We start from the raw sequence: 12,973 nt of genomic DNA, 5'->3' as shown, positions 1-12,973 counted from the left end.
GTTAATAAATCTGTCTAACTTTTTGGGATGCATTTAAAACCACACTATATGTTTAAAGCTATTGTCGATTATTTTTTGCGCTTTTAACGAACTCTCTAAATAAAGGATGCGCTTTATTGGGTCTAGATTTAAACTCTGGATGTGCTTGCGTAGCAACAAACCATGGGTGATCTTTTAATTCAATCATCTCCACTAGTTTGCCATCTGGAGAAACACCGCTGATCATCATACCTTTTTCTTCAAGTACTTCTCTATATTCATTATTTACCTCATAGCGATGTCTATGTCTTTCATCAATAATTGGCTTTCCATATGATTCATAGGACTTTGAGCCTTCTTTTAACTGACACGGATAAAGTCCAAGCCTCATTGTACCACCTTTATCATCAATGTCCTTTTGATCTTGCATAAGGTCAATAACAGGATATGGTGTATTCGGATCTAGTTCTGAACTATGGGCACCTTTTAATCCTACTACATTTCGAGCAAATTCAATAACAGCGATTTGCATGCCTAAGCATAATCCTAAATAAGGTACTTTGTTTAGTCTAGCATACTTGGCTGCTAGGATTTTGCCTTCTACGCCTCTATGCCCAAAGCCACCTGGTACGATAATTCCGTTAACATCTTTAAATACTTCTTTTACATTGTCTTCTTTTATCTCTTCAGAGTGGACCCATTTGATCTCTACTTCACAGTCATTTGCAATTCCACCGTGTTTTAAAGCCTCTACAACAGAAAGATAAGCATCATGTAATTCAACATACTTACCAACTAATGCTATTTTTACTTTATCTTTTAAATTTTTTGATTTTTCAACCATAGAGATCCAATCGCTAGAGTCTACTTGACCACATTTAATAGATAGTTTTTCACATACTAAATTAGCTAGTCCTTCTTTTTCAAGTAGTAAAGGAACCTCGTATAATTCCTCTGCATCTGCATTTTGGATTACTGCTCTTGATTCAATATTGCAGAATAAGCTTATCTTTTCTTTAATATCATCATTTACTTCTTTTTCAGAGCGCAAAATAATAATATCTGGTTGAATTCCTAGCCCTGTCAACTCTTTTACACTATGCTGAGTTGGCTTTGTTTTTAACTCTCCAGCCATATTTAAATAAGGTAGTAATGTTACATGTATAAAAATTACATTTTTATGTCCTAAATCATTTTGCAATTGTCGAATTGCTTCAAGAAAAGGAAGACTTTCAATATCACCAACCGTACCGCCAATTTCAGTGATAACTACATCTGTTGAAGTTTCTTGTCCAACTTTTAAGATATTTTCTTTAATTTCATTTGTAATATGAGGGATAACTTGGACCGTTCCTCCTAAATAATCCCCTTTTCTCTCTTTAGAAATAACAGACCAGTATATTTTTCCAGTGGTCACATTACTCCATTTTGATAAATTTACATCGATAAATCTCTCATAATGACCTAAATCTAAATCTGTTTCTGCACCATCATCTGTTACAAATACTTCACCATGTTGATAAGGGCTCATCGTACCTGGGTCATAATTTAAATAAGGATCAAATTTCTGAATAGATACCTTTAAACCTCTATCTTTTAACAATCTGCCCAATGAAGCTGCAGTAATACCTTTTCCCAGTGAGGAGACCACGCCGCCAGTTACAAAAATATACTTGGTACTCATAAAAAACCTCCATATTTAAGTTAAACTATATTTATCTATATCCTATTTAGACTTTTTCAAACTATTTTAGTTTAATGTTTATTATGAATAATGTCAATTAATTATATATATAAATAGATCATCAATCAATAAAAATAACTGTCTATAATTCTTTAATGTATGAAAATAAGTCCTTTAACATAGCAAAACTCTAACTTATTCAAGTTAGAGTTTCATTAACGTGCTATTTTGTATCTTTTTATTACGATGTACTATTTTCTACTTATTACTTTTTTAGCAGCTTGTACGATATTACTTGCTGTTAAACCATATTTTTCTAATAATTCATTTGGTTTTCCGGATTCGCCAAAGGTATCTTGTACACCTACTTTTTCTAGTGGTGCGAAGGTACCATTTACTAATACATCTGCAACAGCAGATCCAAGCCCGCCAATAATGCTGTGCTCTTCAGCTGTAACGATAGCACCTGTCTCTTGAGCAGCTTTTACAATAGCGTCTTCATCAATTGGCTTAATAGAGCTCATGTTTATTACTCGAGCAGAGATGCCTTCTTTTTCTAATTCTTCAGCAGCTTTTAAGGCTTCTGCAACCATAATACCTACTGCTATAAGTGTAACATCATTTCCCTGGCGTAATTCTACAGATTTTCCAATTTCGAATTCATAGTTTTCATCTAATACGATTGGCAAGTTTGGTCTTCCTAATCTTATGTAAACAGGTCCATCATATTTTGCAGCTTCATTGATCATCTTTTCTGTTTCAACTCCATCAGCTGGGCAAAGTACAATTAAGTTTGGAAGACTTCTCATAATAGCAATATCTTCGATAGACTGATGAGTTGCACCATCTTCTCCAACTGTAAGTCCTGCATGAGTAACGGCTATTTTAACATTTAATTTTGGATAGCAAATAGAATTTCGAATAATCTCAAAAGCTCTTCCTGCTCCAAATACTGCAAAAGTTGATGCAAAAGGAATCTTTCCTGATGCTGCAAGTCCTGCGGCTATACCAAGCATATTTTGTTCTGCAATACCACAGTTGAAATGTCTATCAGGAGTTTTATCGCAGAAAGTAGCTGTATTTGTAGATTTTGATAAATCTGCATCTAAAACGACTATATCCTTGTTTGTTTCTCCAAGTTTTGCAAGTGTATTTCCGTATGCTACTCTAGTAGCTACTTGATTACTCATAGTGTGCCTCCTAACTCTGCTAACGCTTGTTTTGTTTGTTCTTCATTTGGAGCTGAACCATGCCAACCAGCTTGATCTTCCATGAAGGATACACCTTTACCTTTTATGGTTTTGCACACTAATACATTTGGTTTTCCTTCTACAACTTTGCCTAAAGCTTCGCGAATTTGATCAAAATCATGACCATCTTCTACATTGATTACATTCCAGTTAAAGGCAGCGAATTTTCCATCGATTGGATCAGAATTCATTACATCGCAGCATCTTCCGTCAATTTGAAGACCATTGTAATCTACAAATGCTATAAGATTATCTAAATTGTAATGGCTTGCTGACATTGCAGCTTCCCAAATCATGCCTTCAGCTAATTCTCCATCCCCTAATAGAGCATATACTTTTGCGTCATTACCATCTAATTTGTTTGCAATAGCCATTCCTACTGCAGCTGATAAACCTTGCCCTAAAGAACCAGTAGACATGTCCACACCTGGTACGTTTTTCATATCAGGATGTCCTTGTAGTCTGCTGTCGATTTTTCTGAAAGTAAGTAATTCTTCTTTTTCAAAAAAACCTCTTTCTGCTAAAGTTGCATATAGCAAAGGTGAAGCATGTCCTTTTGAAAGAACGAATTTATCTCTACCAGCTTTTTTAGGATCTTTTGGGTCAATATTCATTACTTCAAAGTATAGTAATGTTAAGATTTCTACTCCAGATAAAGACCCACCTGGATGTCCTGATGCAGCATTTGCTATTTCTTTAATAATACTTTGTCTAATATTTGTTGCAATAGCTTTTAAATCTGCCATGTATAACTCTCCTCCTCATTTTTAATCTATATTTTTAAAGCCTTCGCCTATGACCTCATGGACGTCAGCTAATATAACAAAAGCATTTGGATCAATAGAGCGAACGATATCTTTTAACTGAAAGACCTCTGCTCGATTTACTACGCAAAGGAGTACATCTCTATCCTCATTAGTGTATGCGCCTTTACCTCTTAAAGTAGTAACACCTCTATCTAAATCCTTCATAATCCTGTATGCGATTTCTGTAGAATTCTTTGAGATAATGTAGAAGGCTTTTGTATTACTTATACCTTCTTGTATTACGTCCATTAATCGCATATTAATGTAGATTGTCAAAATAGAATATAGTGCAACCTCAATATCTTGAAATGCAATTCCTGCTATAGCTACAACTATAGAGTCTACTATGAGCAACCAAGTAGAAACAGATATTGTTCTAAAATAATGATGCATAAGCGCGGCAAGCAGATCTGTTCCTCCAGTAGTTCCACCAAATCGAAAAATAATACCTATTCCTATTCCCAGCAAGATACCCCCAAAAACAGAAGATAAAAACAAATCATCTGTCAATTGAGGTGATTTTACAATAAAGTCAATACATAATGAAAAGAAAATTGTACCATAGAAACTTTTTGCACCAAATTTTGCTCCTAATAATTTAATGGAAATAATAAATAGTGGAATCGTTAAGACAAGGGTAGTGATACCAATAGGGAAATTTGTAAAATGATATATTACTGCTGCTAAACCACTAAAGCCCCCAGGAGCAATCCTCGCAGGTACGAAAAACGAATTAAAGGCTACCGCCATAATCATGCAGCCAATAGATATCCCAAAATAGTCTAACAATAATTTGCTTATCCTTTTAAAGTTATTGGTCATTTTCTTTCTCCTATTTAATTCATGGTTATTATACCATAACATTTGCTCAATTTATTAACAATCAAATATGTAAACGTGATCAAGTTTTTACTATGATAGATTTTTTGATTTACTTCATAAGGAAGAGTATATATTGTTTGCGCTTGAGTACTAGAAGCTGAATGCAGAAAGTTGAATGCGGAACTTTTGTCCCAATAAGGTAAATATGTAAAAGTCCACTAATACGAATAGCACCTCCTAAAAAGAAAGGTGCTAACTCGTAAATATTCTTAGAAATTTGCCATTCCAAAACTGATTTGTAAGGCTTCATTTACTTGATTCATTAATTCATCGTCTAAGTGACCAATTTTTTCTCTTAGTCTCTTCTTATCTATTGTCCTAATCTGTTCAAGCAAAACAACAGAATCTTTGCTTAGACCGAATTCAGTAGCGTTGATTTCTATATGAGTAGGTAACTTTGACTTATTAATTTGAGATGTTATAGCCGAAATAATAATTGTAGGGCTATACTTGTTGCCAACGTTATTTTGTAGAACAAGCACAGGTCTTACGCCTCCTTGTTCAGACCCTATTACTGGGCTTAAATCTGCATAATAAACGTCTCCTCGTTTGACATTCACCCTTTTTCACTCTCCGATTTAATATTATAAAGTCCTAATAACTTAATTTTTCAAATAAGCTAAATGGAATGGAGTCGTGTGCAAGCTATTTTTTCTCTATTTTCTTGTTGAGAGAGAGTTTACCAAATTAAGTATAGCTTAGAACCCAAACCATTTTCAGTACTTATAATATCTTATAAATTTTGTTATAATTTCGTTACCGAAATTGACAAGAAAACAGAGCGAATGATATGTAATTTTCTCTCAACTGTATTATGGTCAACTATAAAGATTTTTATCCATATTTATGAAATCTTTTTTCCAATAATAAAGTTTAGGAACACGAGGAGATATCATACAAGAAACTTCATAATTAATCGTACCCATCTTTTCTGCCAATTCTTCAATTGGCAAACCAGGTCCATAAAGAAGAACTTCATCATTTACCTTAACCTGTGAAATATGAGTAACATCTACCATACACTGGTCCATGCATATCCTTCCTACAATTTTTGCTCTCTGACCTCTAATGAGGACTTCTCCCTTATTAGAAAGCAATCGACTATACCCATCAGCATAACCAACGGATAAAGTAGCAATTAATCTTTCATCTTCTGCTATATACTTTCTACCGTAACTTACACTATCACCTGAATAGATTTTCTTAAGATTAGCAATTCTGGTTTTAAAGCTTTTTACTGGCTTTAAAGAAATTTTTTCCTTGTTTACTTCTTCAGACGGATACATGCCATATAGAATAATACCTGGACGAACAATATTATATTGGCTCGTAGGCAAATCCATAATAGCAGCACTATTTGATAAGTGTTTAGTGGGAATATCTATTCTCCTTTTCGTTAACAATTTTAGTACTTCTTCAAATGATTCCATCTGAGATAAGCTATAGCTTTTATCTTTTTCATCAGAAGTTGCAAAATGGCTATAAATCCCTTCTACTACCAGATTATCCATAGTATAAATATCCTCTATAGATTTAACACTTTCTTTTATCCCTCTAAAACCTAATCTACCCATACCTGTATCTAATTTTATGTGTATTTTTACAGTTTTAGCAGTTTGTTTAGATAACTCTCTTGCAAAGTCTATATGGTATACTGTAGGAGTCAAATCCCACTCTAATAATTCTCTTATTTCATCATTAGAAATATAACCTAAAATAAGAATAGGGCATCTAATCCCTGCATTTCTCAGTTGTATTCCCTCGTCTACACGGGCCACCGCAAACCGTTTTGCGCCATTTTGAACTAAGGTCTTAGCACATTCAATAGCCCCATGACCATAGGCATCTGCTTTAATGATAGGCATCAATTCGACCTGTTCTCCTACACATTTTTTAATCTCATTATAATTGTCAATTAAATAATCTAAGCGGATTTCACACCAAACGGGCATCATATAAAAAACCTCTTTTCCAAACTAAGATACGAGCTATTATTGTAAGCAAAGGGTTTTACTTAGCTTTGAAACTCAAATCTTAGAGTTTACAATTTTTCTAAAATACTTTCTAACATATAACTTGAATTTTTAGCTGCAAATTCTACAAATTCGTTGTAATTGATCTCTACTTCTTCGTCTGCCTTATCGGAGATTGCTCGAATAATGAGAAAAGGAACTTCATTTAAATAGCACACATGGGCGATAGCGCCACCCTCCATTTCAACACAATATCCTTCAAAATTTTCTACTAAGAAGTGTTTTATTTCACTGCTTGCAATTCCTTGATCGCCTGTTAATACTCTACCTTTAAAGATTTTATGATCTTCTATTGTGATTCCATCAATGATGTCTAATAGTTTTTGATCTGCTACAAAAATACTCTCTTTTAAGCCTGGTACAATTCCTCTTGGATCTCCAAAGACAGAGGCATCTATATCGTGTTGAAGAGAATCTGTAGACACTACAATATCCCCTACATTTAAATCAGGATGAAGTGCCCCAGCCACACCTGTATTGATTACTACATCTACATGAAAGATATCTATTAAAATCTGTGTACACATGGCTGCATTTACCTTACCAATACCTGAACGAACTAAGACGATGTTCTTATCTCTTAATTTCCCTATGTAAAAAGTGAGACTCGCTTTTTCTTCTATTTTAGTTAAATCCATTCTTTCTCTTAAAATAGTAATTTCTTTTTCCATTGCACCTATTATACCTATTATCATTTGTTTTCTCCTTTTTTATATATTTGATATTATTAACACTAATAAGGGTATGGTAACCATCGACAAAAGTGTACTCATAAATGTTCCTGATGATGCTAATTCTGCATGACCTCCATATTCTTTTGCTACAATGGCGCAGTTAGCAGCAATGGGCATACCTGTAATAACTACTGGTACCCCTAATAACAAAGGATCGCTGATAAAATTTTGAAATAAGAGAAGCACTATTAGTGGCAAAATGAGAAGCCTTATAGCTGATATTGCATATAATCGCCACTCTTTAAACATTTCTTTCATATTTACACCACATAAAGATCCTCCTATAAAAATCATAGATAGAGGTGTTGTCATATTTCCTACTAGCTCCATTGGTTGAAGTAAAAAGGCAGGAATTTGTATAGAGAAAGCAAACAATAGAAAGCCAATAATAACAGCTAGAATATTAGGATTTAACAATATCTTTATATTAAACTTTTTCTTTTCACTGGCCATCATGTAAATACCAACGGTATACAGTAAGATGTTAAAAGGTATAATAAAGATTGACCCATAAAATATGGCTTCGCTAGAATAAATAGACAACAATACTGGAAATCCAATAAACGACACATTAGAAAATATGGTCATAAATTGGTATACACCCCTTTCATTGTCTCCATTTGCTCTTAATAGTTTAGGCACTATAAGAGAAATTATGATAGAAATAAAGTAAACTATTATAGATAGTAAAAAAACAGTTTTGATGTCATCTAGTTTATCTTGTGTAAAAGGGATCTGCATCGAAGAAACAATCAACAACGGACTGCATATATTTAATAAAAATTTAGGTAAGCTATTTACTGCTTCTTCACTTAATATGTTTTTCTTTCTACTGCAATAACCAATTATCCCCACTATAAACAAGGTAAGTATCGAAACAAAAATACGATTTAGATTCATAAATTACTCCTTTATTGCTCTTTTTTCAGTCAATGAATTCCATGAAATTATTATACAGTTTTAATTATGCAAATACAATATTACAACTTAATAGGTCTTATTTATTACTTCACTTACTTTATCTAGAAAAGTGCCATTTTAATGCTCTAGCCATCAGCAATCAGCCACCAGCCACTAGTGCTCAAAGGTCAAGTCTTACAGGCCAAATACGCAAGTCTTGTATATAAAAATAATTTAAATAGTAGTTAATTCAAAAGGTAAAACCTTCTTACTGTAAAGTAAAAGAAAAATAACTTCTCCTTAAAAAAGAGAAGTTATTTTTTCTTTTGTAGTGATTAGGCAGTTATTTTTATAATAATAGCAACTATGCTAATTCGTATTTATCCTTGTAATAATTTAAAGGATCCTTGAGGTCTTTGGCAAATTGGACACACACCAGGAGCTTCTAAACCTACGTGAATATGTCCGCATTCTAAACATAGCCATTGGACTGTTCCTGTTTGTTTATACATTTCATTATTCTTAACCCTTTCAGCATATTCTTTAAATCTTTGCTCATGTTTTACTTCTACTTGTGCAACTAAATCAAATACATCTGCTATCTGTATAAACCCTTCTTCTTTAGCTTCTTTAGCCCAAGTAGGATAAAGTATAGAGTTCTCCTCATGCTCACCTGCAGCTGCTGCTTCTAAGTTTTCTAAGGTAGTTCCTAATTCTACAGGATAACCTGCATTAAAAACAGCTATTTGTTCACCTTTAAATTCTTGATTTAGTATTCTAAAGAATCGCTCTGCATGATACTTTTCATTATGAGCCGTCTCGTCGAATACTTGGTAAATGTCTTTTTGTTTTTCCTGTTGAGCTTTCTCTGCATAAAATGTGTACCTATTTCTAGCTTGTGATTCCCCTGAAAAAGCTTTCATTAAATTTTCAGCTGTTTTCGTTCCTTTTAAACTTTTCTCCATATTATCACCTCATATGTATTATTGCCCATTCAAAAAAAATAACTACAATAAGATTGACTTTATTGCTTTGTGAATAATAGTTGAACAGTAGTCAAACAATGGCTAAACGATAGTTAAACAGTTGTAAAAACATTGTTCAATAAGCATTTCTCACTAAAAAAATTAGGCTACCATTGTATGGCAGCCTAGGAAATTTTTTAGTCTTCAGTGTGAGATACTCCTGATGCACCCATATAAGGTACTCCTGGTGCGGAAGTGTATACTGTAACAAATTTGACGGAGTACATATCGCCAACGAGTATATTACCAGTTTGAACTTCTCTCAACTCGATAAAATCAATTCCAACTTGAGTTAATATACCATCTCTGTCAATAAATGTTCCTGTACCAACTAAGAAGTCAATTCTTATATATTGGCCGATAAACTGTTGTAGGTAGCCTTGGATATAATTAGGTCCCATTACAGGTGATATTCTTTGTGGAACACCATTTTGTGGTGGTACAGGTTGCATAGGTTGCATAGGTTGTTGTGGCTGCATAGGCATACCACCTTGAGGTGGGCGCATATACATTGGTGGCATTTGCATAGGTGTTGCATATTTATTTTCAAATGTTGATAAGATTTTTGAACTATCTGGTATTATATTTTTTTTCATTTTAAACTCCTCTTCATTTTTTATGTTTGCGAATATAACGGTGTTGGATCAAAAAAACAGTGTAATCTTATCCTAGAATTAATAACACCACTTTGATTATATGGAAAATACACAGGACAATCTGGTACAAATGGATTCATATACCACAAAGATTCAACGATATTATAAACTTTATTGCCTGCTAGTGCCCAATCTGCAATATCATAGTGTATTTGTTCTGGATTGGCATTATATATATTTTGTGGATTATATTGACCACCTAATGTCTCTGTTGCGCAATCAAATTGACCTGGTTGAAAGATTACTCTTCTCAAATCACCTTGATTAACCCTTTGATATTCTCCTTCGGCGACGTGTACTCTATTCATTACAACTGTTGCTACAGCCTTCATACCAGTGTCTCCTTCGCCTTCGGCTTCGCATTTAATAAGTCTTGCAAGCAATTCTCTAACTGAGTACGCCATATTTTCCTCCTATATTTATTAACAATCTTTATTCATTATATTTTGAGATTTTATTTTTGCTACAAGTCTAAACACTTTGTTTTAATTTATGCAAAATTACTTGAACCATATCATTCAGTATAAATATTTTATTTATAGATTATTAATTAGGGTATAATGATAGTAGATATTATTATATTAATATGAGGTGAAGAATTGTGAGTGTTCATAATAGTGCAAAAAAAGGAGATATTGCAAAGACTGTTTTAATGCCTGGGGATCCCTTACGAGCAAAATTTATTGCTGAAAAGTACTTGGATAGTCCCTTTTGTTTTAATAAAGTAAGGGGTATGCTAGGTTTTACTGGACTATATAAAGGCAAGAAGGTATCCGTAATGGGCTCTGGAATGGGCATGCCCTCTATGAGTATTTACTCTTATGAATTATTTACAGAGTACGATTGCAATAATATTATAAGAATAGGCTCATGTGGTTCGTATCAAAAGGATATTCAAATAAGAGATATTATCCTGGCTATGGCTACCTGCACGAATTCTAATTTTGCACATCAATACCAGCTCCCTGGTAATTTTGCCCCAATAGCAAATTATGATTTATTATCAAAGGCTTATAATATCGCTGGTTCAAGGAATTTAGATGTAAAAGTTGGGAATATATTGACCAGTGATTTATTCTATAATGATGACAAAGATTCCTGGAAAACTTGGGCTAAAATGGGCGTTTTAGGCGTCGAGATGGAGACTGCTGCTCTTTATATGAACGCAACTCAATTAGGAAAGAATGCTTTATCTATTTTGACTGTGAGCGATAGTATCGTAACCTCAGAAGCTACCACTCCAGAAGAGAGAGAGAAAACGTTGACAGATATGATTGAAATTGCTTTAGATTTAGCTATTGAAATCTAATAGCACTGTGATAATTTCCATAAAGTATCAATTTCTTTTTAATAAATATATACAAGGGGGTACCAAAATGAAAAGATTATACAAAAACAAAGCGGAGGGTAAGATAAGCGGCGTGTGTCAAGGAGTATCCGAATACTTCTCTATCGATCCATCTATTGTGAGAATTCTTTGGGTGGTATTATCCTTACCATTAGTAGGTCTTGGGCTATTTCTCTACATTGCATGTGCTTTCATATTGCCTGATAAAAGCGATCTTAATTTTGATGACTATACTATAGACTAACATTAAAGTGCCTTTGGCACTTTAGCCATCAGCAGCTAGTCTTCAGCTTTCAGTGCTAGAGTCAAGTCTTACAGGTCAAAGATTCAATCACATATAAAGAGGGCTTAAATAATATTTTAGTCTAAAAGTAAAACTTTCTATGGGGTCAAAGATCTTTCGCTGGCGCTTAGGTTGACTTAAGCAGTAGCTAGGATCAAAAAGTAACACCTTCCTGTCAAACAAGGAAAGAGTGGAAGGGAGAGCTTTCCACTCTTTTTATAAATACAAAACTAACAAAAGAGGTACTTTATGTCAAATATACGTTACATAGCTAATGCAGGCTTTTTAATTGAAAATATGGGGAAAAAGGTCATGATTGATGCCATTCATGCAAAACAAATAGACCCTTACTATAATGTAGATCGTCAAACAATTGATAAGATCATAAATGGGATTCCTCCATTTGACAATATGGATCTACTATTATTTACACATTACCATCCAGATCACTTTGATGGAGAAGCAACTTTACAAACATTACGTAATCACCCTAATACTAAGCTATTTTCTAGTAAACAAACAGTAGAGTTATTAAAGAACCTATCTCAATACGATATTTCTCTTGAACAACAACTCATTTATGATGAAGTAGAATTAAATACAATAAAGGATTTTAGCGTTAATGGGATTGATTTTTCGGTTGCTTCATTAACCCATGATGGAAATGATTATAAGAATGTGGTTAATTTTTCATATCTATTAAAATTTAAGAATGAACGAATTTATCATTGTGGAGATGCAAAACCAGATTTAATAAATTACGAGAACTTAGGACTAGATAAACTGAATATAAATTATGCATTATTAGATTTTCCATATATTACATTGCCTAGGGCAAGAAAGGTCGTTAGGGATCATATTAAGCCGCAGAAAATTGTATTAATGCATATGCCTAATAAGGAAAAAGATGAATATAATTGGTTGGGATCTATATATAAGGTGGTGGATAGATACGGAGACGAATTGCCGGAGTTGATTTTGTGTGAGGAGCCTGGTAAGGTGGTGGTAAGGTAGTAAGGTGACAAGGTGGTAAGGAAAAGCAAAAGCCACCGCTGGTGGCTAAAAAATAAAACCTTTCACTGAACAATGAAAAAATGAACACTAAACATCGAACAGTACAAATATGCGACCTCTCTATTAAGTCCTTCATATATTGTTCACTATTCATTGTTCAGTGTTCATTGTTCACTGCGACGTGAGTCGCTTAGTTCGACAGAAAAAAAGACCCCTGATAATCAGAGGCCTTTCTTTACTAAACAAATCCGCAACGTCCTATTCTCCCAGGGCGTCACCACCCGAGTACCTTCGGCGCTGGAGGACTTTACTTCTGTGTTCGGTATGGGAACAGGTGTAGCCCCTCCGCTATTGCCGCGGAATGTGTTAGTTCTAAGTT

At 33.8% G+C, this 12,973-nt stretch carries 14 protein-coding genes and 1 rRNA gene; 3 read left to right on the top strand and 12 right to left on the bottom strand.

The window, feature by feature from the left end:
• Positions 1 to 58: 58 nt before the first annotated feature.
• The 11 genes from DES36_RS09065 to DES36_RS09015 form a co-directional block, all read right to left on the bottom strand.
• A complete protein-coding gene (locus DES36_RS09065; RefSeq protein ID WP_113920908.1) occupies positions 59 to 1,663 on the bottom strand; it encodes a CTP synthase in 1,605 nt (534 codons plus the stop codon).
• A gap of 251 nt (positions 1,664 to 1,914) precedes the next feature.
• Positions 1,915 to 2,853, bottom strand: coding sequence for a transketolase family protein (locus DES36_RS09060; RefSeq protein WP_113920907.1), 939 nt, complete (start codon positions 2,851 to 2,853; stop codon positions 1,915 to 1,917).
• A complete protein-coding gene (locus tag DES36_RS09055) occupies positions 2,850 to 3,659 on the bottom strand; it encodes a transketolase (RefSeq protein WP_113920906.1) in 810 nt (269 codons plus the stop codon). Before DES36_RS09055 ends, DES36_RS09060 begins: the two co-directional genes overlap by 4 nt.
• Before the next feature lie 21 nt (positions 3,660 to 3,680).
• The gene (locus DES36_RS09050; RefSeq protein WP_113920905.1) at positions 3,681 to 4,541 is read right to left on the bottom strand and encodes a YitT family protein; all 861 of its coding nucleotides are present in this window, start codon (positions 4,539 to 4,541) and stop codon (positions 3,681 to 3,683) included.
• Between the two features lie 269 nt (positions 4,542 to 4,810).
• Positions 4,811 to 5,161: a type II toxin-antitoxin system PemK/MazF family toxin gene (locus DES36_RS09045; RefSeq protein ID WP_113920904.1), complete on the bottom strand. Its 351-nt coding sequence runs from the start codon at positions 5,159 to 5,161 to the stop codon at positions 4,811 to 4,813.
• Between the two features lie 258 nt (positions 5,162 to 5,419).
• A complete protein-coding gene (gene alr, locus DES36_RS09040) occupies positions 5,420 to 6,556 on the bottom strand; it encodes an alanine racemase (protein ID WP_113920903.1) in 1,137 nt (378 codons plus the stop codon).
• Positions 6,557 to 6,642: 86 nt separating this feature from the next.
• Positions 6,643 to 7,329, bottom strand: coding sequence for a 5'-methylthioadenosine/adenosylhomocysteine nucleosidase (locus DES36_RS09035; RefSeq protein WP_113920902.1), 687 nt, complete (start codon positions 7,327 to 7,329; stop codon positions 6,643 to 6,645).
• A 15-nt stretch (positions 7,330 to 7,344) separates the two neighbouring features.
• Positions 7,345 to 8,268, bottom strand: a complete 924-nt coding sequence (locus tag DES36_RS09030) for an AEC family transporter (protein WP_113920901.1) — start codon at positions 8,266 to 8,268, stop codon at positions 7,345 to 7,347.
• A 380-nt stretch (positions 8,269 to 8,648) separates the two neighbouring features.
• The gene (gene rbr / locus DES36_RS09025; protein WP_113920900.1) at positions 8,649 to 9,233 is read right to left on the bottom strand and encodes a rubrerythrin; all 585 of its coding nucleotides are present in this window, start codon (positions 9,231 to 9,233) and stop codon (positions 8,649 to 8,651) included.
• 197 nt (positions 9,234 to 9,430) lie between these two features.
• Positions 9,431 to 9,889, bottom strand: coding sequence for a hypothetical protein (locus tag DES36_RS09020; protein ID WP_113920899.1), 459 nt, complete (start codon positions 9,887 to 9,889; stop codon positions 9,431 to 9,433).
• 20 nt (positions 9,890 to 9,909) lie between these two features.
• Positions 9,910 to 10,353 (bottom strand): cell wall hydrolase, encoded by a 444-nt coding sequence (locus tag DES36_RS09015; RefSeq protein ID WP_113920898.1) that lies wholly within the window; start codon positions 10,351 to 10,353, stop codon positions 9,910 to 9,912.
• Positions 10,354 to 10,550: 197 nt separating this feature from the next.
• On the opposite strand from DES36_RS09015, the gene deoD reads away from it, so the two are divergent.
• From deoD to DES36_RS09000, 3 genes are all read left to right on the top strand, one after another.
• Positions 10,551 to 11,258, top strand: a complete 708-nt coding sequence (gene deoD, locus DES36_RS09010) for a purine-nucleoside phosphorylase (RefSeq protein ID WP_207657443.1) — start codon at positions 10,551 to 10,553, stop codon at positions 11,256 to 11,258.
• 67 nt (positions 11,259 to 11,325) lie between these two features.
• On the top strand, positions 11,326 to 11,541 hold the full coding sequence (locus tag DES36_RS09005; protein WP_113920896.1) for a PspC domain-containing protein: 216 nt from the start codon (positions 11,326 to 11,328) through the stop codon (positions 11,539 to 11,541).
• Positions 11,542 to 11,829: 288 nt separating this feature from the next.
• Entirely contained in the window at positions 11,830 to 12,594 is a 765-nt protein-coding gene (locus DES36_RS09000; protein WP_113920895.1) for an MBL fold metallo-hydrolase, read from the top strand.
• 245 nt (positions 12,595 to 12,839) lie between these two features.
• Here the strand turns inward: DES36_RS09000 and rrf are convergent.
• A 5S ribosomal RNA gene (gene rrf, locus DES36_RS08995) occupies positions 12,840 to 12,956 on the bottom strand.
• Positions 12,957 to 12,973: the final 17 nt, after the last annotated feature.

This window comes from Alkalibaculum bacchi (assembly GCF_003317055.1).
Lineage (GTDB): Bacteria > Bacillota > Clostridia > Eubacteriales > Alkalibacteraceae > Alkalibaculum > Alkalibaculum bacchi.
Note: the sequence above shows the minus strand (reverse complement) of the source record. Positions and strands in the feature narration are given on the sequence as shown.